The sequence below is a fragment of the Streptomyces sp. L-9-10 genome, assembly GCF_004151105.1.
Classification (GTDB): domain Bacteria; phylum Actinomycetota; class Actinomycetes; order Streptomycetales; family Streptomycetaceae; genus Streptomyces.
Window position 1 is genome coordinate 165256 of record NZ_PHRF01000027.1, and the last position, 24785, is coordinate 190040.

The 24785-nt window shown below is 72.5% G+C and carries 19 protein-coding genes and 1 pseudogene; 4 read left to right on the top strand and 16 right to left on the bottom strand.

Translation table 11 applies throughout. The features are described 5' to 3' along the window. Positions 1-63: 63 nt before the first annotated feature. The 4 genes from CU044_RS06930 to CU044_RS06945 all read right to left on the bottom strand — a co-directional run bounded on the left by CU044_RS06930 (position 64) and on the right by CU044_RS06945 (position 3774). A complete protein-coding gene (locus CU044_RS06930; protein WP_129767556.1) occupies positions 64-2412 on the bottom strand; it encodes a glycoside hydrolase family 95 protein in 2349 nt (782 codons plus the stop codon). Positions 2413-2560: 148 nt separating this feature from the next. Then, entirely contained in the window at positions 2561-3061 is a 501-nt protein-coding gene (locus tag CU044_RS06935) for a hypothetical protein (protein ID WP_030353882.1), read from the bottom strand. Positions 3062-3166: 105 nt separating this feature from the next. Next, the gene (locus CU044_RS06940; protein ID WP_129767557.1) at positions 3167-3409 is read right to left on the bottom strand and encodes a DUF397 domain-containing protein; all 243 of its coding nucleotides are present in this window, start codon (positions 3407-3409) and stop codon (positions 3167-3169) included. A 92-nt stretch (positions 3410-3501) separates the two neighbouring features. Beyond that, positions 3502-3774 carry a hypothetical protein gene (locus CU044_RS06945; protein ID WP_129767558.1) on the bottom strand — a complete coding sequence of 91 codons (273 nt, stop codon included), beginning with the start codon at positions 3772-3774 and terminating at the stop codon, positions 3502-3504. Between the two features lie 87 nt (positions 3775-3861). On the opposite strand from CU044_RS06945, the gene paaK reads away from it, so the two are divergent. Beyond that, positions 3862-5148: a phenylacetate--CoA ligase PaaK gene (gene paaK, locus CU044_RS06950; protein WP_129767559.1), complete on the top strand. Its 1287-nt coding sequence runs from the start codon at positions 3862-3864 to the stop codon at positions 5146-5148. Positions 5149-5237: 89 nt separating this feature from the next. On the opposite strand, the gene CU044_RS06955 is transcribed toward paaK, so the two are convergent. After that, the gene (locus CU044_RS06955) at positions 5238-6776 is read right to left on the bottom strand and encodes a fatty acyl-CoA synthetase (RefSeq protein ID WP_129767560.1); all 1539 of its coding nucleotides are present in this window, start codon (positions 6774-6776) and stop codon (positions 5238-5240) included. 86 nt (positions 6777-6862) lie between these two features. Then, entirely contained in the window at positions 6863-7969 is a 1107-nt protein-coding gene (locus tag CU044_RS06960) for an ionic transporter y4hA (protein WP_129767561.1), read from the bottom strand. Between the two features lie 274 nt (positions 7970-8243). Here CU044_RS06960 and CU044_RS06965 point away from each other — a divergent pair, with 274 nt between their 5' ends. Further along, a complete protein-coding gene (locus tag CU044_RS06965; protein WP_240045422.1) occupies positions 8244-10022 on the top strand; it encodes a serine hydrolase domain-containing protein in 1779 nt (592 codons plus the stop codon). Positions 10023-10138: 116 nt separating this feature from the next. On the opposite strand, the gene CU044_RS06970 is transcribed toward CU044_RS06965, so the two are convergent. Beyond that, on the bottom strand, positions 10139-12478 hold the full coding sequence (locus tag CU044_RS06970; RefSeq protein ID WP_129767563.1) for a tetratricopeptide repeat-containing serine/threonine-protein kinase: 2340 nt from the start codon (positions 12476-12478) through the stop codon (positions 10139-10141). Beyond that, positions 12460-12645 (bottom strand): annotated as a pseudogene (locus tag CU044_RS39400) (DUF2236 domain-containing protein); the annotation flags it as partial. The pseudogene CU044_RS39400 and the gene CU044_RS06970, both read right to left, overlap by 19 nt. Positions 12646-12753: 108 nt before the next feature. Here CU044_RS39400 and CU044_RS06980 point away from each other — a divergent pair. Continuing rightward, the gene (locus CU044_RS06980; protein WP_129767564.1) at positions 12754-14328 is read left to right on the top strand and encodes an ATP-dependent DNA ligase; all 1575 of its coding nucleotides are present in this window, start codon (positions 12754-12756) and stop codon (positions 14326-14328) included. A 136-nt stretch (positions 14329-14464) separates the two neighbouring features. Here the strand turns inward: CU044_RS06980 and CU044_RS06985 are convergent, their stop codons facing one another. Then, the gene (locus tag CU044_RS06985; RefSeq protein WP_129767565.1) at positions 14465-15499 is read right to left on the bottom strand and encodes a phosphatidylinositol-specific phospholipase C domain-containing protein; all 1035 of its coding nucleotides are present in this window, start codon (positions 15497-15499) and stop codon (positions 14465-14467) included. 253 nt (positions 15500-15752) lie between these two features. On the opposite strand from CU044_RS06985, the gene CU044_RS06990 reads away from it, so the two are divergent. Then, on the top strand, positions 15753-16349 hold the full coding sequence (locus CU044_RS06990) for a TetR/AcrR family transcriptional regulator (RefSeq protein ID WP_129767566.1): 597 nt from the start codon (positions 15753-15755) through the stop codon (positions 16347-16349). Positions 16350-16526: 177 nt separating this feature from the next. Here the strand turns inward: CU044_RS06990 and CU044_RS06995 are convergent, their stop codons facing one another. From CU044_RS06995 to CU044_RS07025, 7 genes are all read right to left on the bottom strand, one after another. After that, positions 16527-16727, bottom strand: a complete 201-nt coding sequence (locus CU044_RS06995; protein WP_129767567.1) for a hypothetical protein — start codon at positions 16725-16727, stop codon at positions 16527-16529. A 107-nt stretch (positions 16728-16834) separates the two neighbouring features. Continuing rightward, positions 16835-18766 carry an NAD(P)-binding protein gene (locus CU044_RS07000; protein ID WP_129767749.1) on the bottom strand — a complete coding sequence of 644 codons (1932 nt, stop codon included), beginning with the start codon at positions 18764-18766 and terminating at the stop codon, positions 16835-16837. 240 nt (positions 18767-19006) lie between these two features. Further along, the gene (locus tag CU044_RS07005; RefSeq protein ID WP_129767568.1) at positions 19007-20170 is read right to left on the bottom strand and encodes an NAD-dependent formate dehydrogenase; all 1164 of its coding nucleotides are present in this window, start codon (positions 20168-20170) and stop codon (positions 19007-19009) included. A gap of 102 nt (positions 20171-20272) precedes the next feature. Then, entirely contained in the window at positions 20273-21226 is a 954-nt protein-coding gene (locus CU044_RS07010) for a LysR family transcriptional regulator (protein ID WP_129767569.1), read from the bottom strand. Between the two features lie 79 nt (positions 21227-21305). Next, positions 21306-23264, bottom strand: coding sequence for an ABC transporter permease (locus tag CU044_RS07015; protein WP_129767570.1), 1959 nt, complete (start codon positions 23262-23264; stop codon positions 21306-21308). Positions 23265-23296: 32 nt separating this feature from the next. After that, positions 23297-24112 carry a molybdate ABC transporter substrate-binding protein gene (gene modA / locus CU044_RS07020; protein ID WP_129767571.1) on the bottom strand — a complete coding sequence of 272 codons (816 nt, stop codon included), beginning with the start codon at positions 24110-24112 and terminating at the stop codon, positions 23297-23299. 207 nt (positions 24113-24319) lie between these two features. Continuing rightward, a complete protein-coding gene (locus CU044_RS07025) occupies positions 24320-24715 on the bottom strand; it encodes a helix-turn-helix transcriptional regulator (RefSeq protein ID WP_129767572.1) in 396 nt (131 codons plus the stop codon). Positions 24716-24785: the final 70 nt, after the last annotated feature.

A 24785-nucleotide genomic window follows, 5' to 3' on the forward strand; every position in this document is an offset into this window, starting at 1 on the left:
ACCGCGCGAGGGCCCCACCGGCCGTGCGGCGGATGGGGCCCCCGGTCCGAGACCGTCCGAGACCTACGGGGTGAACTCGTATGTCTGTCCCGCGGTCGCCCGGAAGGTCCGCTCACCGCCGGGCAGCAGGGTGCTGCGCAGGGTCAGGTCCGTCGTACGGCTCGCGCGCAGCGTGATCCGGCTCGCCCTGCCGCCGCTCCAGCTGATGTCGAGCGTGACGCCGCCGCGCGCCCGCAGCCCCGTCACCCGGCCGTCCGGCCAGGAGGCCGGCAGGGCGGGCAGGATCTCGATCGGGCCGTGCTGGCTCTGGACCAGCATCTCGGCGACCCCCGAGGTGGCGCCGAAGTTGCCGTCGATCTGGAAGGGCGGGTGGGTGTCCCAGAGATTGGGCAGGGTGGAGCTCTTGAGCTGCTCCGAGAGCATCTTGTGGGCGTGGTTGCCGTCCCGCAGCCGCGCCCAGAAGTTGATCTTCCATGCCTTGCTCCAGCCGGTGCCGCCGTCGCCGCGCGCGGCCAGCGAGACCTTGGCCGCCTCGGCCCACGTGCTGCCCGCGACGATCTGCCGGCCCGGGTGGAGAGCGTAGAGATGCGAGACATGGCGGTGGTCGTCGGTCCGGCCGTCGACATCGGTCTTCCACTCCTGGAGCTGGCCCCAGGAGCCGATACGGAGCCCGGGGTCGAGATCGCGGAGGGCGGTCTCCAGCCGGGCACGGAAGTCGGGCGCGTCCCCCAGGGTTCTGGCGGCCTCCAGGGTGTTGGTGAACAGGTCGTACACGATCTGCTGGGACATCGCCGCGCCCGCCGTGAAGTCCCCGTGCTCCGGTGAGTAGCTGGGCGTGACGACGAGCTTCCCGTCGCGCGGGTCGGTGCGGAGATTGACGAGCCAGAACTCCGCGGCCTCCTTCATCACCGGGTAGGCGGTGGAGCGGAGATAGCCGGTGGAGCCGTTGAACCGGTAGTGGTCGTAGAGCTGCTGGGTGAGCCAGGCCGCGGCCTCCGGGAACCAGAACGCGGTGGCCCAGTCGTGCACGCCCGTGAAGCCGAACGGGTTGGTCTCGTTCTGCACGACCCAGCCGGCCGAGCCGAAGATCTCCCGCGCGCTCACCCGGCCGGGCGCGCGCATCGCCTCGACATAGCGGTCGTAGGGAGCCGTGGTCTCGGCGAGGTTGGTGACCTCGGCGAGCCAGTAGTTCATCTGGAGGTTGATGTTGACGTGATAGTCCGCCGACCAAGGCGGGTTGGTGACGTTGTTCCATACGCCCTGGAGGTTCGCGGGCAGGGAGCCGGCCCGCGAGGAGGCGATCAGCAGATAGCGGCCGTACTGGAAGAACAGCGCTTCGAGCGCCCGGTCGGCGGCGCTGCCGCTCCCCGTGTACTGCGTCAGCAGCTGGTTGGTGGGCAGGTCGGGGAGTTGCTGGCCGATGTCGAGGGTGACCCGGCCGAAGAGGGCGCTGTGGTCGTTCACATGGGCGGTGCGCAGGGCGTCGTACGAGCGGCGGGCGGCCGCGTCGACCGCGCCGGTGACCGCTGCGTGCGGGTCGGCGCCCCGGTAGCGCGGGTAGGTGTCGGCGTAGTCGGTACCGGCGGCGAGGACGAACCAGGCGCTGTTGGCGCCGGTGACGGTGAGGGTGCCGTTCGCCCCGGCGGTGACCCGGCCGCCGTCGGTCCGTACCCGGATCTGGGTCTCGAACCGCATCCCGTTGTCCTGGAGCGCGCCCTTGACCGTGAGCCGGCCGCCGCTCGCCGTGGCGGTGAAGTCGGTGCGCGGCGAGGTGTAGCGGAGCGTGAAGCCGATCTTTCCCGGCTGGTTGGCGGAGAACCGGCCGACGATGACCTTGCCGGGGTAGGAGGCGAAGAACTCCCGTGTGTACGCGACGCCTTGGTGGGTGTACGTGACGGCGGCGAGCGCGGACGCGAGATCGAGGGTGCGGCGGTAGGAGCCGTCGGGGGCCGACGGGGCGCCCGGTACGGCCAGCTCCAGATCGCCCAGTACCTGGAACGCGCCGAAGCCGTGCTTCGGCTGGCCGAGTTCGGCGGCGACGGCTTCCGGCGAGAGCTTGCCCTCGGTGTCCAGGCGCTGCTGTACGGAGGCGAGGACTCCGGGCCGGGGCTGGGTCCAGTTGCCGTGGTCGTATCCGGCGGCCCCGGGGCCGCCGGTCCACAGGGTCTTCTCATTGAGGGTGAGGCGCTCGGTGGCGAGGGTGCCGAACACGCTCGCGCCGAGCGCGCCGCTGCCGATGGGCAGCGACTCGCGCTCCCAGTCGGCGGCGGGTGTGTGGTACCTGAGCGTCAATTCATCGGAGGGGTTAACGGCGGCTGCGGCTCCGGATATTGCCGGAATACCCAGCGTCAGCGCGCCCGTTACCCCGAGCGCGGACTTGATCGTGGTTCTGCGGCTCATCCCAGGGGTCATGGCAGGCACGGTAAAAGTCCGATGACTGAAAGGGCAAGGGACATGACAATTTCGCTCCCGCGCGGTGTGGATCACGGCCGGTCCCGACCCGTGATCCACACCGTGCGGGAGCGATCGGTTCCTGGCCCGGCTCCGCTCCGCCGCTGACTCAGCCCTGCTGGAACAGCTCCGCGGGCAGCGGCTTCAGCAGTGCGTAGAGATCGTCCGTGATGGGCCGGTCCCAGCTGGCGATGGTGACCAGCACATCGTCGCTGCGGTCGAACTGCACGCAGGAGATCCGGCTTTCCGAGAGCTTGAGCCGGCGCACGATCAGGAGGTTGTCCCCCTGCATCACCGGAATGTCCTCGGCCCCGGTCACCTCGACCGGCTCCTCGTTCTCCAGCGCCAGGAGCAGCTGCGCCACCTCGAACGGGATCTGCCCGTCGGCCAGCTCGCGGGCGGGCGACCCCGCGGGCAGATTGCCGATGATCATCGCGGGGCCACGACCACCGAACAGGTCGTACCGGAGGAAGACACCCTGGCAGCTGCCATCGGGCGCGGGCAGCAGTCCCGCCCCCAGATTGCCGGGCCAGTCACCCGGGTCCATGGCCAGGACATCGAAGTCCGGGCCCGCGGGTGTGGCGGCGCTGCGGCGGCGGAGAAAGGACATCCCACCATGGTACGGGGTCGTACCACTTCACCGGAGCCGGCCGCCCACGCTCTGTCAGCCGGGACGCGCTCCGCCGGCGGCGCCGCCCGCGCCGGCTCCGTTCCGTCAGGTGAGGTCGAACTCCCCGTCGCGCGCGTTGATCACGAAGGCCCGCCACTCGGCCGGGCTGAAGATCAGCGACGGGCTCTCCGGCCGGCCGCTGTTGCGCATGGCGATGAACCCTTCGACGAAGGCGATCTGGACGTCGCCCGTGCCCCGGCTGCTCGACTGCCAGTCCGCGTTGCTCAGATCGAGTTCCGGCTTGTCCCAGCCCGAAAGCGGCTTATGGGTGGTGGTGCTCTCAGCCACGTCCTGCTCCTCCCACTGCGTCGTCCCGGGGCCACCCTATCGACCGGCGCCGGTCCCGGACAGGCCGCGCCGCGGGGTCCCCGCGGGACGGGTCATGGCCGGCGGACGGAGCCGAGGGCGCGGTGCGGTGCCGTCATATGCGGTGTTTCCAGGGGCAGTTCACCGCCCGCCGGGACCACCGAGGCCGGCGGCACACCGCCACAGAACGGCGCGGCGCGCTCCTCGGCCGCCCGCACGATCGCCCGTACGAGCGCGTGATCGACGCGGTTGATCTCCGCGCGCACCTCCGCGAGACCGGGCCGGGTGGGGCGGGCCTGTGGGCGGGGAGTCGCCGCGCGGGCCGTGTCGCGGCTCTTGACGCTCACCGGCACTCCTGAATTACTGATCCCGGGACGATCAACCGAATGATCGGTCGATCGGACCGCACTGTCCGAGGGACCGGGAGAGCGCCCATGACATCTCTGCTGGACGCGGCGGAACAGCTCAGCCGCGAGGAGCTGGCCGTGCTGCAACTGGAACGGCTGCGCGCCACACTGCGGCACGCCTACGACAACGTCGGCCACTACCGGCTGGCCTTCGACCGGGCGGGGCTGCGTCCCGAGGACTGCCGCTCGCTCGCCGATCTGGCGCGCTTCCCGTTCACCGTCAAGGCCGATCTGCGGGACAACTATCCGTTCGGGATGTTCGCCGTGGACCAGTCGGAGGTGCGGCGCGTCCACGCCTCCAGCGGCACCACGGGCCGGCCGACCGTCGTCGGATACACCCAGCGGGATCTGGACACCTGGGCCGATGTGGTGGCCCGCTCGATCCGGGCGGCGGGTGGCCGCCCCGGGCACAAGGTCCATGTGGCCTACGGCTACGGCCTCTTCACCGGCGGACTCGGCGCGCACTACGGCGCCGAGCGGCTCGGCTGCACGGTGATCCCGGCGTCCGGGGGCATGACCGCCCGGCAGGTCCAGCTGATCCAGGACTTCCGCCCCGAGATCATCATGGTGACGCCGTCGTACATGCTGACGCTGCTCGACGAGTTCGAGCGCCAGGGTGTGGATCCCCGTACGACCTCCCTCCAGGTGGGCATCTTCGGCGCCGAGCCCTGGACGGAGGAGATGCGGCGTGAGATCGAGGAGCGGTTCGCGATCGACGCGGTCGACATCTACGGGCTGTCGGAGGTGATGGGCCCGGGGGTCGCCCAGGAGTGTGTGGAGACGAAGGACGGCCTGCACATCTGGGAGGACCACTTCTATCCGGAAGTGGTCGATCCGTTCACCGGGGAGGTGCTGCCGGACGGCGCGGAGGGCGAGTTGGTCTTCACCTCGCTCACCAAGGAGGCGATGCCGGTGATCCGCTACCGGACCCGGGATCTCACCCGGCTGCTGCCCGGTACGGCCCGGGTCTTCCGCCGGATGGAGAAGATCACGGGCCGGTCCGACGACATGGTGATCCTGCGCGGGGTGAACCTCTTCCCCACCCAGATCGAGGAGATCGTACTGCGCACGCCGGGGGTGGCCCCGCACTTCCAGCTCCGGCTGACGCGCGAGGGCCGGATGGACGCGCTGACGGTACGGGCCGAGGCCCGCGCGGACGCGACCTCCGCGCAGCGCGCGGACGCGGTGCGGGCGATCGCCACGGCGGTCAAGGACGGGGTGGGGGTCTCGGTGGCGGTGGAGGTCGTCGATCCGGAGACGCTGGAGCGCTCGGTGGGCAAGATCAAACGGATCGTGGACCTCAGGCCCCGCTGAGCCCGGGGGCCGGGCCCCGACCGGTCCCGGCCCCTGGTTCCGGCCCCCGGTTCCGGCCGCCAGGCCCGGCCCCGGTCCCGCGCGGTGCCTCAGGACCGGCTGAGACGGTCCCGCAGCTCACGCTTGAGGATCTTCCCGCTGGCGTTGCGCGGCAGCGCCGCCACGAACACGATCCGCTTCGGCGCCTTGAAGTGGGCGAGCTTCTCGCGTGCGTGGGCGAGGAGTTCGGCCTCGGTGACCTCGCCGCGCGGGACGACAACGGCGGTGACGGCCTCGATCCAGCGGTCGTCCGGCAGTCCGACGACCGCGGCCTCGGCGACGCCGGGATGGGTGTAGAGAGCGTCCTCGACCTGCCGGGACGCGACCAGCACCCCGCCGGAGTTGATGACGTCCTTCACCCGGTCCACGACCGTGTAGTAGCCCTCCGCGTCCCGCACGGCGAGGTCCCCGGAGTGGAACCAGCCGTCGCGGAACGCCTCCGCCGTCTCCTCCGGCTTGTCCCAGTACCCCGCGCAGAGCTGCGGCGACCGGTAGACGACCTCGCCCGCCGTACCGTCCGGAACGTCCTCGCCGCTCTCGTCGACGACCCGTGCCTCGACATGCCGGACGGGCCTGCCGCAGGAGTCCATCCGGCCCTCGTGCTCGCCGGGTCCGAGGACCGTGGCGAGGGGGCCGATCTCGCTCTGTCCGAAGCAGTTGTAGAAGGCGAGCGAGGGCAGCCGGGCGCGCAGCCGTTCCAGTACGGGCACCGGCATGACCGAGGCGCCGTAGTACGCCTTGCGCAGCGCGGTCAGGTCGCGCGTGGTGAACTCGGGGTGCTGCGAGAGGCCGATCCATACGGTGGGCGGCGCGAAGAGGCTGTCCGCACGGCCCGCGCCGACGAGTGTGAAGATCGTCTCCGCGTCCGGTGCGTCCAGGATCGTGTTCTCCGCGCCGACCGCGAGATACGGCAGCAGGAAGACATGCATCTGGGCGGAGTGGTAGAGCGGCAGCGAGTGGACCGGCCGGTCGCTCTCCCGCAGGTCCAGGGCGGTGATGGAGCTGGCGTACGCGTGCACCTGGGCGCGGTGCGTCATCATGGCGCCCTTGGGCAGCGCGGTGGTGCCCGAGGTGTAGAGCAGCTGGGACAGCTCGCCGGGGTCGCCGGCGCGTTCGTACGGCCTCGGCGCGGCCAGTGCGGCGAGCAGCGAGTCGTCGGTGTCCCGCAGCGCGCGTACCGGAACGTCGCCGGGGATCCGCCCGGCGAGGCCCGGATCCGCGAGGACGAGCGCGCTGCCCGACTGCCGCACGAGATAGCCGAGGTCGTCGCCGGTGAGGTGCTGATTGACCGGTACGTGGACGAGCCCGGCCCGCGCGCAGGCGAGATAGGCGATCAGATAGACGTCCGAGTTGTGGCCGTAGGACGCCACCCGGTCGCCGTCCGCGAGACCGTGGCCGCGCAGCTCGGCGGCGGCGGTGGAGACGGCCGCGTCCAGCTCCGCGTAGGTCCAGGTGCGGTCCGCGTACCGTACGGCCACGCGGTCGGGCACCCGGGCCGCGGTACGGCGCACCACGCCGTCGACGGTGCTGTCGAGCAACTCCCGCAGGGGGTCGTCGGGTTCCGGCGCGGTGTGGTCCTCGGCGTTCATGGCGCGATCCTCCGGGCCGCCGCGGTCCGGGTCAATCCCCCGGACCGCCCCCGGCCCCCCACCGGATCCGCCGGGTCCCGTCCGGGTCATGGGCTGATGGCGAGGAAGACGAACGCGGCGAAGATCCCCAGATGCACGCCGCCCTGGAGCAGCGTGGCCCGGCCCGGAGCGACGGTCAGGGCGCCCACCACCACGGTCAGCGCCAGCAGCACCATATGGATGGCGCCCAGCCCGAGCACCAGCGGCCCGCTCAGCCAGATCGTGGCGACCGCGATGGCCGGGATCGTCAGACCGATGCTCGCTATGGCGGAGCCGAGCGCCAGATTGAGGCTGGTCTGCACGCGCTCGCGGCGGGCGGCGCGCACGGCGGCGAGCGTCTCGGGCAGCAGCACCAGCAGCGCGATGACCACACCGACCACGGCCTGTGGCAGTCCGGCCGACTCCACACCCGACTCGATGGTCGGGGACACCGCCTTCGCGTCCCCGACGACGGCGATCAGTGCCACGACCAGCATCACCAGGCTCAGGACGGTCGCGGAGCGGGTGGGCAGCGGCGCGTGCGCGTCCTCCTCCCGCACATCCCCCTCCTGGGTGACGGGCAGAAAGTAGTCGCGGTGACGGACGGTCTGTACGGCGACGAAGAGCCCGTACAGGACGAGCGAGGCGACCGCGGCGAAGGCCAGTTGCGCGGGCGAGAACTCGGGGCCCGGCTTGCTGGTGGTGAACGTCGGGATCACCAGCGTCAGTGTGGCCAGGGTGGCGACGGTGGCCAGCGCGGTACCGGTGCCCTCCGCGTTGAAGACGGCGACCCTGCTGCGTACGGCGCCGACCAGCAGGCAGAGCCCGAGAATGCCGTTGCAGGTGATCATGACGGCGGCGAAGACCGTGTCACGGGCGAGGGAGGCGGTCCTGTCGCCGCCGTCGATCATCAGCGTGACGATGAGCGCCACCTCGATGACCGTGACCGCGACGGCGAGGACGAGCGAGCCGAAGGGCTCCCCCACCCGGTGGGCGACGACCTCGGCGTGGTGCACGGCGGCGAGCACGGCGCCCGCGAGACAGAGGGCGACGAGCGCGACCGCGAAGCCCGGCAGGCTGCGCCCCCAGCTGAGGACCAGCGCGACCACCGCGACCAGCGGCACCACCACGGTCCACTGGGACACCAGTGACCTGATGCCGATGCTCGTCCTCATGCGCCTCACGCTGCCAGAGGTGCTGGTGGTGCGCTCGGTGACGGCGCCGTACGGTGGCCCCGTGCCGTCACCCGTGATGCGGTGTCAGTTCCGCTGTGGTAAGAGGTCCTGACGGTGAGATCCCAGGAGACGACGTTCAGGGGAGGGCTGCCAAGTGGCGGAGGACCGGGCGGACGGACAGGGAGCGAGCGGTACGGAGGGCGGCGCGGGGGCCGGCGGACGGCGCGGCGCGCGGAACAGTGCGGGGGACGGTGGACGGCGCGGCGCGCGGCCTCTGAGCCGGCGCAGGCTGGGCGGCGGGATACTGGCCCTGGGCGGGGCCCTCGCCGTGGCACCGATCCCGTTCGCCGACGGCGCGGCCCGCGCCGCCGCGGCGGGACCGCGTGGTGGGTCCGGTGGCAGGGCGCGGACGACGCTGCGGCACGGCTCCGCCGAGCGGGCCGGCCTCCTCCCCGGCCAGCTGGACCGGCTGGTCGACGAGGCGACGGCCTTCCTCGGTCCCTCCCCCGCACATCCCTGGTACGCGGGCGCGGTGCTGCTCGCCGGGCGCGGGGGGACGGTCGCCCTGCACCGGCCGCTCGGTGCGGCCGTGCGCTACGCGGCCTACGACGAGAAGACCGACACCGGAGTGGAGCTGCCGCCGGAGCGGCGGATCGCGATGGCCGAGGACACGGTCTTCGATCTCGCCTCCCTCTCCAAGCTGTTCACCTCGATCCTCGCCGTCCAGCAGATCGAGCGCGGAGCACTGGAGCTGACGGCCCGCGTCACCACGTATCTCCCGGAGTTCGGGCGGGCGGGCAAGCAGGACGTGACCGTGCGCCAGCTGCTCACGCACACGTCCGGCTTCCGCGCCTGGGTCCCGCTCTATACGGCGCCGACGTACGAGGGCAAGCTCCAGCTGCTGTGGGACGAGGCCCCGGTGAGCCCGCCCGGTACGGCCTATCTGTACTCGGACCTCAATCTGATCTCGCTCCAGCTGATCCTGGAGCGGATCACCGGTCACACGCTGGACACCCTGCTCCGCGACGAGATCACCGCTCCGCTCTCGATGCACCGCACGCGCTACAACCCGCCCGCCTCCTGGAGACCGAAGATCGCCGCCACCGAGGACGCGCGCCGGCCGTGGTCCGGGCTCGACCGGGGGCTGGTGTGGGGCGAGGTGCACGACGAGAACGCCTACAGCCTCGGCGGGGTCGCGGGCCACGCCGGGGTCTTCTCCCCCGCCTGGGACCTGGCGATCCTCGCCCGTACGCTGCTGAACGGCGGCGCGTACGGCCGGGCCCGGATCCTGCGGCCCGAGTCCGTGGAGCTGATGTTCACCGACTTCAACTCCGGCTTCCCCGGCGACGCCCACGGACTGGGCTTCGAGCTCTACCAGCACTGGTACATGGGCGCGATGGCCACCCCGGGCACGGCGGGCCACACCGGGTTCACCGGCACCAGTCTCGTCCTCGACCCGACGACCGACTCCTTCCTGATCGTGCTCGGCAACTCGGTGCACCCCGTACGGAGCTGGCGGTCCGGCAGCGCGCCGCGCGTCGCGACGGCCGACCGGATGGCACGCGCCGTCGCGGTGCGGCCCGCGCATGGCCGAACCGCGTGGTTCTCCGGCATGGCGGGCGCCACGACGGCCACGCTGACCCTGCCCCCGGTCACGGCCCGCGCCGGGGTGCTGCGCTGTTCGCTGTGGTGGGACACCGAGCCGGACGCGGACGGACTGTTCCTGGAGGCGTCGGCCGACGCCGGGACGAGCTGGCGGCCGGTGCCCTTCACGACCGTACGCGCCGGGCAGGAGCCGCTGGCGCACCCGGCGGGTACGGCCACGGGCTGGTCGGGGCGCGTCTGGCACCGGCTGACCGCGGACCTGGCGGACTGGCGCGATACGGCGGTGCGGCTGCGCTGGCGGTACACGACGGACCGGCTGTACGTGGGACGCGGCGCGTACGTGGACGGGCTGCGGATCGATGACGGCGGGAGCCCGGTCTTCGACGAGGCGCGTCGGAAGGACGCGGCGCGCATCGAGGCGGCCGGCTGGGTGGTGTCGGAGGACTGACGGTGGTGACCGCCTCCGGACGATGACCGCGTGGTACGAGACACGCGGGCCCGGCGGGATGTGCGCGTCAGGGTTCCGGGGCCGGCGACGGGGGCGCCGACAGCGGGGACGCGCGCTCAGCGGCCCCTGGTGCCGTGCTGCTGGCGCAACGCGGCGACCTGGCGGTACAGCTCCACCGCCTCCGCTCCCCGTCCCAGCTGTTCCAGGCAGTGCGCCTCGTCGTTCCTGGCCGCCAGGGTCTCCGGGTGGACGGGGCCCAGGACCCGGTCCCGGGCCTCCGCGACCCTGCGGTAGACGGTCAGGGCCTCGGGCCAGCGCTCCAGCCAGCCCAGGCCGACGGCGATCTCCCGGCGGCTGACGAGGGTGTCGGGGTGGTCGGCGCCGAGGACCTGTTCCCGGGCCGCGCACACCTCACGGGCCTCCGCGAGCGCCTCGTCCCAGCGGGCGAGGCGGCCCAGGTTGACCCCGAAGCCGTGCCGGGCCCGGAGGGTCTCCGGATGCAGCGGCCCCTGGACACGGCTCCGGTCGGCGACGAGCCCGCGGTACAGATCGAGGGCCTCCTCGCTGCGGCCCAGCCGTCCCAGGCTGATACCGATCTCGTAGCGCGCGGAGAGTGTGTCGGGGTGGTCGGGGCCCAGCGCGCGGGCGCGGACGGCGGCCACCTCACGGTAGGCGCCCAGCGCCTCCGGCCAGCGGCCGAGCCGCCCCAGCGCATAACCCACCTCGTACTGGCTGACCAGCGTGTCGGGATGGTCGGCGCCGAGCACCCGGGCGCGCGCCACGGCGACCGAGTGGGCCAGCCGGTAGGCGTCCTCCAGGCGGCCGAGACGGCTGAGGTTGTACGCCAGGTTGTGGCGGCAGCGCAGGGTGTCCGGATGGTCGGGGCCCATGGTGCGCTCGCGCGAGGCGAGCACCGCGGCGAACACGTCATGGGCCTCGAAATGCCGGCCGAGCTGCCCCAGCGCGAACGCCGTCTCCTGGCGGGCGGCCAGCGTCTCCGGATGGTCCTGGCCGAGCGCGCGGGCCCGCCCCTCCGCGACGCGGGTGAACTCGCGCAGCGCGTCCGCCGCACGCCCGGTCCTGCTGAGCGTGAACCCGACCTCGTACCGGCTGGCGAGGGTGTCGGGATGGTCGGGGCCGAGGGCGTGCTCGCGTTCCGCGGCGACCGCGCGGTGCACCTCGCCCGCCTCCTCCCAGCGGCCTAGCCGGCCGAGGCTCAGACCGGCGTTGTGCCGGCTGACGAGGACCGCGAGCTGCTCGGGGGACGGGGTGGGCCGCGCCGCGGCCGGGTACGTTCCGGTGGTGGCGCGCGGATCGGCCGGCCGGGTCCACTCGCCGGTGAGGCCCGCGGAGTGGTCGGGCGGGGTGGGCCGCAGCACGGACACACCGGTCGCCTTGTGACCGGTGGTCATGGAGCGGGCCCAGGACGGCAGCCGGGAACCGCCCGACGGCGGCCCCGAGCCGCCAGGACCGTAGGGCGCGGGACCTTCGTCCCGCGCGGGGAACGCCGGGGGTGTGTGCGGCCCTGTGCTCACCGGGCCCGTACTGACCGGGCCCGTGTACCCGGGCGCCGTGCTCCCCGGGACCGTGCCCGCCGGGCCCTGGGCCGTACGCGCGGCGCCGATCCTGCGCCGCAGATCCCCCGCGTCGGCGGGCCGCTCCTCCGGTGTCTTGGCCAGCAGATCGAGGACGAGCCGGTCGAAGAACTCCGGCAGCTCCGACCGGTGCTTGCGCGGCGGCTCCGGGATCGTGTCACGGTGGCCGACCAGGACCGCCCAGGTGTCGCCCAGGTCGAACGGCGGGGCGCCGGTGGCGATCTCGTACAGCACACAGCCCAGCGAGTAGAGGTCGCTGCGGTGGTCGACCTGGCCGGCGCCGATCTGCTCGGGCGACATGTAGTGCGGGGTGCCCATCGCGATGCCCGTGCCGGTCAGCCGCGAGGTGAAGCCGATGTCATGGCCGAGCCGCGCGATGCCGAAGTCGCAGATCTTCACCGTGCCGTCGGAGAGCCGCATGATGTTGGCGGGCTTCAGGTCCCGGTGGACGATGCCCTGGCCATGGGTGTACGCGAGGGCGTCCGCGACCTGCTCGGCGATGTCGACGACATGGGGCACCGGCAGCGGATGCTGCTGGTTGTCCTCCAGCAGCTGGCTGAGGTTGCGTCCGTCGAGCAGTTCCATCACGAGATAGAGCACGCCGTCGTCCTCGCCGAAGTCATGGACGACGGTGACGCCCCGGTGCTGGAGGGCGGCGGCGACCCGCGCCTCCCTGCGGAACCGCTCCCGCATGATCCGGGTGAAGGACTGGTCCTGCTGCGGGCCCAGCGGCTTGAGGCACTTGACCGCGACGTGCCTGCCGAGCGATTCGTCGCGGGCCCGCCACACCTCGCCCATCCCCCCGCGCCCGATCCGGTCGAGCAGCCGGTAGCGGCCTTGGATCAGCCTGGTGTCCGCCATCGCGTGCTGTCGCCCCCGTCACCTCGCTGCGCCCTCCCCGGCCCGTCCAGTATGGCCGCACCGTCCTGGAGTGTGTACGGGGCGGGACGGGTGTCGGGGCCGAGCCCGGCCATTGCCCGGAGAATGTGCCGCGGTGGCGGCCGCCACCGCGGCCGGGCGGGGACGGACGTTCGATCCGGCCCTGCCGGGCTCGCGCGCGGGCGGGTACGGCGGGTATGCGGACGGGTATCCGGCCAGGACGGGCGGACCCGCGCGCGGCGTAGCACGATGGCAGCATGCTGTTGGCACCGCTCGCGCATGTCTCCCGGGAGGTCGCCGAGACCTCGGCGCGCTCCCGGAAGATCTCCCTGCTGGCCGGACTGTTCCGTACGGCGGGACCCGAGGACGTGCCCATCGTCATCCCGTATCTGGCCGGGCGGCTGCCGCAGGGCAGGATCGGAGTCGGCTGGAACGCGCTGAAGGACCCGCCCCCGCCGGCGGACCGCGCGCTGCTGACCGTGCACCGGGTCGATGCCGCCTTCACCGCCCTCGCCGCCGTGGCGGGCCGCGGCGCACAGGGCGAGCGACGGCGGCTGGTCCAGGAACTGCTGGGCGCGGCCACCGAGGAGGAGCAGCGCTTCCTGGTGGGGCTGGTCTCCGGCGAGGTGCGCCAGGGCGCGCTGGACGCCGTCGCCGTCGAGGCGCTGGCGGAGACCTCGGGCGCGCGGCCCGCCGCGGTGCGCCGGGCGGTGATGCTGGCGGGTTCCCTCCAGAGGGTGGCGGAGCGGCTGCTGGCGGAGGGGCCGCGGGTGCTCGAGGAGTTCCTGCTCACGGTGGGGCGGCCCGTACTGCCGATGCTCGCGCAGAGCGCGGCGAGCGTCGCGGAGGCGATGGACCGGCTCGGGGAGTGCGCCATCGAGGAGAAACTGGACGGCATCCGGGTGCAGGTGCACCGCGACGGGCCGACGGTACGGATCTTCACGCGCACGCTCGACGACATCACGGACCGGCTGCCCGAGGTGACCGCGATCGCGCTGGAGCTGCCGGGCGACCGCTTCGTCCTGGACGGGGAGGTCATCGCGCTGGACGCGGAGGGCAGGCCGAGGCCGTTCCAGGAGATCGCGAGCCGGGTCGGCTCGCGGATGGACGTACAGTCCGCCGCCGCGGCCGTTCCGCTGTCACCGGTCTTCTTCGACATCCTCGCCGCCGGGGGCGAGGACGTGCTGGAACTGCCGTGCGCGGAGCGGCACGAGGCGCTGGCACGGCTGGTCCCCGAGCCGATGCGGGTACGGCGGCTCGTGGTCACCGGCGCGGCCCGGGAGGAGGCGCGGGCCGCCGAGGCGTTCCTGCGCGACACCCTGGCCCGGGGCCATGAGGGTGTGGTGGTCAAGGCGCTCGACACCCCCTACAGCGCGTGCCGGCGCGGGGCGGGCTGGCTGAAGGTGAAACCGGTGCACACCCTGGATCTCGTGGTGCTCGCCGCGGAGTGGGGACACGGCAGGCGCACCGGCAGACTCTCCAACCTGCATCTGGGCGCGCGCCGGCCGGACGGTTCGTTCGCGATGCTCGGCAAGACGTTCAAGGGGCTGACGGACCAGATGCTGGAGTGGCAGACGGAACGTCTGCGGGAACTGGCGGTCCGTGACGACGGCTTCACCGTGACCGTACGTCCTGACCTGGTGGTCGAGATCGCGTACGACGGTCTCCAGCGCTCGTCCCGCTACCCGGCGGGCGTGACGCTGCGCTTCGCCCGGGTGGTCCGCTACCGCGAGGACAAGTCCGCGACGGAGGCGGACACGGTCGAGACGGTCCTCGCGGCGCACGACGTGACGGAGCACGGCCGGCCGCGCGGGACGGACGCGGCTGTGTGACCGGGCGTCGGCCCGGCCGGGCAGCGAGCCCCGGGGCCGGTGAGCGGTACCGGCCCCGGGACGTGTGCGGCTCCCCGTGGGATGCTCCGCGCCGGGCGCCTCGGGCGCGCCGGGCGCCTCGGCCGCGCGGGGTTCCTCAGCCGCGCGGGACGACGGTCGCGAGCACCGTCGGCAGCGCGCGCCAGTCGGCCGAGATCAGGCTGGCGTTCCGCTGGGCCAGCAGCGTCAGCCGGTCGCGGGCCTGCTGCTCGGTGGGGTTGGAGCCGTCGATGGCCGGCGGGACGTTGTGGGCGTCCGTCATCAGCAGGAAGTAGTTCCGCTGCGCGTACCAGGCGGTGTCGATGGTGCCGGCCGCGTAGGCGGAGGCATCGCCGTCGAAGAACACGAACCAGGGCCTGATCGTCGCGTCCGTGTAGCGGGTGCGCGGATCACCGGCGGTGGCCTTGTGGACGGCGGGGAAGGCCGCGGCCTCGCCCAGCCGGCCCGCCGCCTTGAGGTCACGCAGATAGGTGGCGTACTCACGGTCGGTCCACAGGGTGTCGAGCGGATTCTGCTCCTCCACCGTGCCGGGGATCAGCTCGACGATGAACTTGCCGGCCATCTGCGCGCGCGTCGGCCAGGCGCCGGCCTGGGCGGCCTGGTCGAGGTCGCCGCGGTCGCCCACCAGGTCGGCGGGGCGGTAGAGCGCGTCGCCGAGCTTGCTGTTGAGCAGCGCGTCGAGGGCGGCGGGGCCACGGCCGGCCTGCCCCTGGAAGCCGTCCTTCATCTCGATCTTGATGACGATGGGCCGGTGGCCCTGGTGGGCGTCGTGCCAGGTCTTGAGGTCGGTCAGGCAGCCGGCCAGATCGCGGTCCTTCGCGTTGGTGCGCAGCTGGCTCACCGTGGTGGCGTTGGCGCAGTTGTTGTCATTGCCCAGCGGATTGCTGTGGGACACGCGCCAGGAGGCGCCGAACACATTGGTCCATACGTCGAGTTCGAGCATCCCGGCTCCGGAGTCCAGCGCGTCCGCGAAGTACGGGAAGGTCGCCTTCTCGTACGCGTTGTGGACACCGACCCCGGTGGTGGAGGGGTACGGCAGCGTGCCCGTGTCGGCGGCGGCGGCCGACGTGGTGGCGAAGGCGAGCACGGCGACGGCACCGGCCGTCACCATGGTGCGAAGGAGCTTTGCCATATCCCTTGTTCCTCCCGTTGCGCATGTCTTGGGCATGTCAATCGAGGGGGAGCGTAGGCGAGTTCGGTGACGAGCGGGAGGACGCGAGCTTACGGATGCGATCGGCGGGGCTACGGCCCCGGCGATCATCGATGCGATCACCGGCGCCGGGCACCCGGCCCCGGGTCTGCCATCATGGGCGAAACGGAACGCCGCTCCATTCGCGATACGGATCATCGTTCCGCTTGGTGTACCTCACGGAAGGAGCGTCGCGGTGAACGACAGCGGCCGGAGCGGGAGCACGGGAAGCGCGGCCGGATCCCAGCGCAAGGACGCCCGGCGCAACCGCCAGACCCTGCTGGAGGCGGCCGCCACGGTCTTCGTCACCTCGGGTGTGGAAGCCCCGGTGCGCGATATCGCGGCCAAGGCCGGCGTCGGGATGGGCACGATCTACCGCCACTTCCCCACCCGGGCGGACCTCGTCATCGCCGTCTACCGCCACCAGGTCGACGCCTGCGCCGAAGCCGGGCCTGTCCTGCTGGCGGCCGGCCCGACACCGCACGCCGCACTCGGACGGTGGGTCGACCTCTTCGTCGACTTCCTGGTCACCAAGCACGGCCTCGCCGCGGCGCTGCGGACCGACAACGCCCGCTTCGAGACGCTGCACGCCTACTTCCTCGACCGCCTCGTGCCGGTGTGCGCCGAACTCCTCGACGCCGCTGTCGCCGCCGGTGAGATCCGCTCCGGCCTCGACGCCCTCCAGCTCATGCACGGCATCGGAAACCTCTGCGTCGGCGCCGACAGCGATCCCGACTACGACGCACGCGGACTGGTCGCACTCCTCGTCGCGGGACTGCGCCAACCACGCTGACCGCACAAGTCCCTTGTCGTGCACGGCGGTTCCCCGAGGCCGCCGCGACGGAGGCGACGCCCGGCCGGCCGCACGGAGAAGCGCGCCCCGCCGCTCGGCGGGGCGCGCTCGGTGCGCGAGGCGCGTGGTCGGGGACGCGGCGGCTGTCGCGGTCGCGCCACGGCAGCCGCGGTACGGCTAGGGCAGCTGCTCCTCGATGGCCGCGCGGCCCCTCTCGGCCAGTCGGCGCCTGGCCCATTCGATGTTCTCCGGGGTGAGATCGCGGCCGGAGGCGAGCGCGAGATCTTCGGCCGTGACCTGGTCGCACGCGCCGGTGTGCAACAGCCGGTCGGGGGTCACGCTCTCGGGCTCCGGTTGCGCCGTGGACTCTGCGTTCATGCCGCCTCCTCGTTCATCCGGTGTTCGCCATTCTCGTGCCCGCCGGGCCCCGCCGCATCCCCGGTGCGCCGCGGCGGAAGGCCGCTCCACAGCCGCGGCGACCGGGATCACCCCGCCGGGCGGGTCCGGGAGGCGGACCGCCGCCCGAGCAGCTCCGCCAGGCCCCTGCGGGTCGCCGCCAGCACCACCCGGTCCCGGGGGTGCAGCACATAGCCGGGGTGCAGATCCCAGACCAGCCCGGCCGGCCGCCGCTCCTCGTGATCGAGCCGGGTGTCGGCGAGATCGGGCACCCGGTCCCCGGGCGCGGCGGTGTCCAGCGCGATGACCCGCCAGGCGCCCGGCCGGAACACCTCCGCGACCGTACGGCCCTCCAGCCGCGGATGACCCGCCACATCGATGGCGGCCATCAGCAGCACCTTGCGTTCCACCGGGATCGCCCCGAGGATCTGGCGCCCCATCATGGCGATGGCGAAGGCGGGGGCCGCCAGGGTGGAGACGCTGCGGCTGCGGGTGAGCGCACCGGGGTGCGCCGCGCGCAGGGTGCGGTAGACGGCGGTCGCGAAGTCGTCGTCGTACAGCCTCAGCGCCACCCGCAGATCGGGGGCGACGGAGCGCGCGTACAGCGCGGCCTCGAGATTGGTGGTGTCGACGCTGGTGAGGGCGAGCAGGGCGTGCGCCCGCTCGATCTTGGCCGCCTCCAGCACCCCCTCCTGGGTCACGTCTCCCAGGACGGTCGGCACGCGCAGGCCGCGGGCGAGCGCGATCCCCCGCGCGTCGGGGTCCTCCTCCACGCACACCACGGGGATGCCCAGCTCACGCAGGCGTACGAGCACCCGGCTGCCGATCTTGCCGAGTCCGAGGAGTACGACATGACCGGAGATGCCGCGCGGCGGCCGGCGCAGCGCCGATGCCGTACGGAACGTGCCGAGCGCCTCCAGGACCGCCGCGAGCACCACGGGCAGCATCAGGACTCCGGTGACCATGGCGAGGAGCTGCATGACCTGCCGGGGCGCGGGCTCGCCCACGGCGGGATCGCCGATGGCGAAGAGGTCGAGCAGCGTGAGGTACATCGCGCCCAGCGGATGAGCCCCGGTGACCAGCGACGACACGACCGCGAGGGCGAGTACGGCGGCGATGATCCCGGCGAAGGACCACCGCAGCCGGCGCGAGAACAGTGAGGCGAGCGGGGCGCCGCGGCCCGTGAGCCTGCGCGGCGGCAGGTCGGGCGCGGCGTGCGAGACGGCTTCCAGCACGACCGTGCCGCGTCCGGTGGCGGCGGCGGCGCTCGCGTCGTCGGGCAGCAGTCGCGGGCCGTCCTGGCCGCTGTTGTCCGAACCCTCCGCCCCGGCCGGGTCGTTGGTGGTGGCGGAGAGCAGGGCGAGGGTGCACAGCCCCGGGTCGGCGACCTCGCCGGGCCCCGGCGGGTTGCGCTCCACGGCCCGCAGCAGCAGGCCGTCGGCCCGTACCACCTTGCTCGTCCCCGCGACGGCGGTGGCGGCCAGTGCGGGGGCGGCGGTGTCGGCGTCCGAGAGGACGGTGGTGGTGGCGTCCAGGGCCGCCCGGTCGAGACCGGGGAGGGCGACGGCCGCCGCCTGGTCGAGCAGTTCCTCCAGATGCTGGCCGAGCTTGCGGTTGTAGAGCCGGATGACCAGCCGCAGCTGGGGGTTGAGCCGGCGGGCGGCGAGCGCGACCCGGATGTTGATGTCGTCGTCGTCATGGACGAGGGCGAGCGCCGCCGCCTCCTCCACTCCGGCGTCGACGAGGACGTCCTCGTCGAGTTCCGCCGCTTCGAGGAGACGCGGACCGTCCGGTCTCCTGGTCCCCTCCCCCGCCGGTTCCGGGAGCGTCGCGGCCGTACGGGCCATGGCCGCGGACATCCGACCGAAGAACGCCGAGGCCCGGCCCAGACCGGCCAGCGGAGCGGGCGGGAGGCGGGAGGGGCGTACCGGCGGGACGACGAGCGTCACCCGTTCGCCATAGACGTCGCGCAGCTCGCTCGCCAGCCGGTGGGCCAGGGTGTCGTCGCCGCAGACGACCATATGGCCGGTCGGAAGGCCCTGTTGTACCTGGTGAGGAAGTGTGGACACGGCACCAGTGTGCCGAACGGGTGAGCGGACGCGACACAGCCGCCCCGGCCTGGAGCGTGGGCCGTGAGCGGCTGAATCGACGTCAGATGGCTTTGTACCGCAGAGCTATGACACCGGATCAGATGTCCTGATCAAGCGCCTGATCAGGTATCTCGATCAGAGTCCCGGTCGGAGCCCCGGTCGGAGTCCCGGTCAGGTGTTCTTCACGGAGTACGAGTGGGCCCCGACCCCGGCCAGCGCCCCCTTGTCGACGATCAGATACTCGTCGCGCAGCGGGGTGTCCGCGAAGAAGGACTCCAGGATCTCCCGGGTCCCGGCGGCATAGCGGGCCTGGGCGGAGAGCGAGGAGCCGGAGATGTGCGGGGTCATGCCGTGGTGCGGCATGGTCCGCCACGGGTGGTCGGCCGGCGCGGGCTGCGGGTACCACACGTCGCCCGCGTAACCGGCGAGCTGGCCGCTGCGCAGCGCGCGGTCGATGGCGTCACGGTCGGCGATCTTCGCGCGGGCGGTGTTGATGAGGTAGGCGCCGCGCTTCATGGTGGCGAGCAGCTCGTCGCCGAAGAGCCCCTCCGTCTCGGGGTGCAGGGGCGCGTTGATCGTCACCACGTCGCAGTGCGGGACCATGTCGGCCGCGCTCTCGTGCCAGGTGAGCCCCAGCTCCTGCTCGACGGACTCGGGCAGCCGGTGACGGTCGGTGTAGTGCAGCCCGACGTCGAAGGGCGCCAGCCTGCGCAGGACGGCGAGCCCGATCCGGCCCGCGGCCACGGTGCCGACCTGCATGCCCTCCAGGTCGTACGAGCGGGCGACGCAGTCCGCGATGTTCCAGCCGCCGTCCAGGACCCACTGGTGCGAGGGCAGGTAGTTCCGTACGAGCGACAGCGTCATCATCACGACGTGCTCGGCGACGCTGATGCTGTTGCAGTACGTGACCTCGGCGACGGTGATGCCCTTGGCGATGGCGGCGTCGAGGTCGACGTGGTCGGAGCCGATGCCCGCCGTGATGGCGAGCTTCAGGTTCTCGGCCTTGGCGATGCGCTCCGCCGTCAGGTAGGCGGGCCAGAACGGCTGCGAGATGACCACATCGGCGTCGACCAGTTCCTGGTCGAAGACCGACCCCTCCCGGTCCTTGTCCGAGGTGACGACGAGGGTGTGGCCGCGGGACTCCAGGAACGTACGCAGACCCAGCTCACCGGAGACACTGCCGAGGAGCTGCCCGGGGGTGAAGTCGATGCCCTGCGGAGTGGGGGTGGTCTGGCCGCCCGGGTAGTGGTCGATACGCGGGAGGTCGTCGCGAGCGTAGGTCTTGGGGTATCCGTCGACCGGGTCGTCGTACAGCACACACAGCACCTTTGCCATGACTGCGGCTCCTCATTCATCGCTGCGGGAAGATGTCTTCAACACTCCTGCACCGCCAGGTCATGGTCAAAATGAATGCTTCTATGTCGGGATAGGAAACGGCTATCCCGGATCTCCCGACGGGGTCGCCGGACTCAGATAGGTGTCCAGGAGCCGGTCCAGCGCCTCCCGTACGCCCGCCTCCCTGGCTATCTCCAACAGGGCTCTGGCCAGCACGGGTTCGGGGCTGCGGTCGGCGATGACCAGGCCCACACGCGGTCCGTGCGCCGGGTGTTCGAGCGGGATCACCCGCATCCCGTCGGGAACTCCGAACATGTGCAGCCAGGCGTGGGAGATGACGCTCGACCAGTGACCGGCCGCGAGATGCGCGTACAGACCGGCGACGGAGTCCGTCTCGATGGCGGGGGTCACGGCGGTGACGCCCTCGGCGGCGAAGTACTCGTCCATGATCCGGCGGTTGCGCATCTGCGGGGAGAGCAGGCAGAGCGGCAGCCCGGCGATCTCCGCCCAGCGGGCGACCGGGCGGCCCGTCATCGATCCGCCGTGCGGGGTGAGCAGCAGATAGCGCTCCTCGTACAGCGGACTCCTGCGGACGTGGCCGAGGCTGTCGTCGTCGAGATAGGTGAGCGCGATGTCCAGTTCGAACTCGGCCAGCCGCTGGGCGATCTCGCGGGAGGAGAGGGAGTCGAGCGAGACCCGGGCCCGGGGATGCCGTTCCACGAACGGGGTGGTGAGCAGTGAGGCGGCGGTCAGGGCGGTGGGGATGGCGCCCAGCCGCAGGGTGCCGGCCAGACCGTCGCGCATCGCGGAGAGTTCATGGCGCAGGGCGTCGCGCTCGGCGAGGATGCGGTGTGCCCAGAGCAGCACCCGTTCGCCCTCGGGGGTCAGCCCTTCGAAGCGGCGACCTCGCTGGACGATGGGCACGTCCAGTTCGTGCTCCAGTTTGCGGATCGCCGCGGACAGCGAGGGCTGCGACACGTAACAGGCCGCCGCGGCACGGGCGAAGTGCCGTTCTCTGGCGAGTGCGACCAGATACTCCAGCTGACGCAGCAACATCGCTCGCTCCCCTGCTCGGTCCGCGTACTCACCCTGTCAGGCCCGCGCCGCCGGCGGGACCTCCCCGGCGGGCCCGGTCTCACAGGGCGACGAGGGTGACCTCGGTGGCCTTGACACTGGTCCATACGGATACGCCGTCGGCCAGGCCGAGCTCGGCGGCGGACTGCGGCGTGATCTCGGCGACCAGATCGGGGGCCTCGTCCGAGGTGATCAGTACGCGCAGCCTGCTGCCGAGCGCGGTGATCTCGCGTACCGTCCCCCGCCAGACGTTGCGCGGGCTGCCGGCGGGGCGCTCACGGTGTACGGAGACGGCCTCGGGGGCGATGATCGCGAGGGCCGCCGCGCCCTCGGCGGGCGGCTCGGCGACGATCAGCCGTCCGCCGGCGGCGAGTTCGAACCCGGCGGGCCCCGACCTGCCTGCCCAGGCGTTGCGCCCGAGCATCCGGGCGACCCACGGCGAGCGCGGGTTGCGGGTCACCTCGGCGGGCGGGGCGTCCTGGAGGACCCTGCCGTCGTCGAGCACGAGGACCCGGTCGGCCAGTGAGACGGCCTCGACCGGGTCGTGGGTGACGATCAGACAGACCCCGCCGAAGCCGTCGAGATGGCCGCGCAGGGTGTGCCGCACCCGCGCGCGGGTGGTCTGGTCGAGCGCGGCGAGCGGCTCGTCGAGAAGCAGCAGCCGGGGCCGGGCGGCGAGCGCGCGGGCCAGCGCGACCCGCTGCGCCTGGCCGCCGGAGAGCTGATGCGGCTTGCGGTGGGCGAGTTGCCCGACACCGAGCCGGTCGAGCCACTCCCCCGCGCTGCGGCGGGCCTCGGCACGGGGGACGCCATGGGCGCGCAGGCCGTACGCGGTGTTGGCGAGCGCGGTGAGATGGGGGAAGAGCGCGCCGTCCTGCGGGACCCAGGCGACACCGCGGCGGTGCGGCGGGAGGGCGGTGACATCGCGGTCGCCGAGACGGAGTGCGGCGTGGGCGCGCGGGGTCAGGCCGAGGAGGGCGCGCAGCAGTGTCGTCTTGCCGGCGCCGTTGGGGCCGACGACGGCGATGGTCGTGCCGGGCTCGGCGTCCAGAACGAGCTGGTTGAATCCGGTGACCTCCGCGTGCAGCGGCCAACGCCCAGCCGGGGCCGGGGACGTGCCCGGCGTGAGGGCGGTGTCGTCCGGTCCGGCGGATCCGGACGGTGCGGAAGGCGCGTCGGTGTCGTCCGGCGGCGACGAGGCACGGCCAGGTACGCGGTCGGCCGTCACGCCCGTCCAGCGTCCCCGCAGGGCGATCAGTACGCCCATCGCGATGGCGAGCAGCAGCAGGGAGACCGAGGTCGCGGCCTCGGGCGAGTCCTGGAGCAGCAGATAGACCTGGAGCGGAAGCGTCTGGGTGGTGCCGGGGAGGTTGCCCGCGAAGGTGATCGTGGCGCCGAACTCGCCGAGGGCGCGCGCCCAGGTCAGCGCGGCGCCCGCGGCGAGCCCCGGGGCGACCATGGGCAGGGTGACGGTGAGGAACACCCGTACCGGCGAGGCGCCCAGGGACGCGGCGGTCTCCTCGTAGGCGGGCCGCATTCCGGCGAGGGTGCCTTCGAGGCTGATGATGAGGAACGGCATCGCCACGAACGTCGCGGCGATCACCGCGCCCGAGGTGTGGAACGGCAGGGTGATGCCGAAGGAGCCCTCCAGCCACGGCCCGAGCAGCCCCCGCCGGCCGAAGCCGAGCAGCAGCGCGACCCCGCCGACCGTGGGCGGCAGCACCATCGGCAGCAGGACCAGCGCGCGTACCAGCGTCTTGCCCGGGAACCTCACCCGGGCCAGCAGCCAGGCCAGAGGCACCCCGAGCATCAGGGAGAGACCGAGCGCCCAGAAGGAGACCAGCAGCGACAGCCGCAGCGCCTCCACCACACCAGGAGTGGTGAGATGCGTCCCCAGATCACCCCAGGGTGTACGGACGAGAATGCCGAGCAGGGGCAGCAGCAGAAACGCGATCGCGAGCAGCGCGGGAAGCGCCAGCGCGACGGGAGCGCCGGTGCCTCGGGCGCGCATGCGTCTCATCGGGGGTCCTGGGAGGTGGAGTCGCTGGGGGGCTACGGCTTCTGGAACCCGGCGTCCTGGAGGATCTTCTGCGCCTCGGGCCCGCTGAGCCAGCTGACGAACGCGGCGGCGGCCTCCGTGTGCTGAGAGGTCTTGAGGGTGGCGGCGGGGTAGTCGGCGATGGCGTTCTGCGCGTCGGGGATGGCGACGGCGTCGACCTTGCCGGTCGCGGACTCGGCGTCGGTCTTGTAGACGATGCCCGCGTCGGCCTCGCCCAGCTCGACCTTGCTCAGCACGGCGCGCACGTTCGGCTCCTGCGAGACCGGCTTGACCACGATCTTCTGCGCGTCCAGGACCTGCTTGCTGTAGCGGCCGACGGGCACCTCGGGCGCGGCCAGGACGACCTTCAGCTCGGGGTCGGCGAGGTCCTTCAGGTTCTCGATGCGGTCCGGGTTGCCCTCGCCGGTGGCGATCACCAGCCGGTTCTTGGCGATGATCTTCGGGGAGCCGGTGTCGCCGCGGAGACCGTCCATCGTCTTCGTGTCGGCGGTGACCAGCGCGTCGGCCGGAGCGCCCTGCTTGACCTGGGCGGCCAGCTCCTGCGAACCGGCGAAGGAGAACGTCACCTTCGTGCCCGGGTGCGCCTTCTCGTAGGCGGCGCCCGCCGTCTTGAACACATCGGTCAGCGAAGAGGCGGCCAGCACGGTCAGATCCGCCGCGTGGGCGCCGCTCGCCGACGCCTCGGCGGTGGAGCCCGCGTCGGAGTCCTTCTCGCTGTCGCTTTCACCGCCGCAGGCGGCCAGCGGCACGAGCAGGGCGGCGGTCATGAGCACGGTCGCGGCACGGCGCCGGGTGAGGGCGAGAGACATGAGGGTGGACTCCTTGGCGGTACGGGCCCGGTATGGGCACGCGAGCGGACAGTGACAGGAGCGCCGGGGACGGGCGACGCCTCGGGGCGGTACGAAAAGCGGCACGAAAAGCGGTACGGAACGCGGCACGGAAGGCCAGCGGGCCGCGAGGGCCCGGGGAACGGCGGCGGCACGGCGCGCGCCACGACGCCTCGGGAACCGCGCGGGTCACGTGCGGTCGATGTGCACGCTGGTGGACTTCACGCGGGCGGTGGCCTGTACGCCAACCTCAAGACCCAGTTCCTCGACGGCTTCCCGGGTCAGCAGGGAGACCAGCCGGTGCGGACCGGCCTGGATCTCCACCTGGGCGGCGACATCGCCGAGCTTCACGGCGGTGACGATGCCGGGAAACGCGTTACGGGCCGAGGTGTACGAGATGTCCTCCTCGCCCGTGTCGTTCTGCGCGAGCTCGATGGAGAACGCCGCGAGCGCGCGGCCGTCGATGAGCCGGCGCCCGCCCTCGTCGCGATGGGTCGCGACCCGGCCCGCGTCGGCCCAGCGGCGCGCGGTGTCGGGGCTCACCCCGAGAAGCCTGGCCGCCTGACCGATGGTGTAGGACTGCATGTGCGACAAGATAGGCCGTATTCGCTCGCACATACAATTCTCACGTCAATCATCCAGCGCGTTTGCGAGG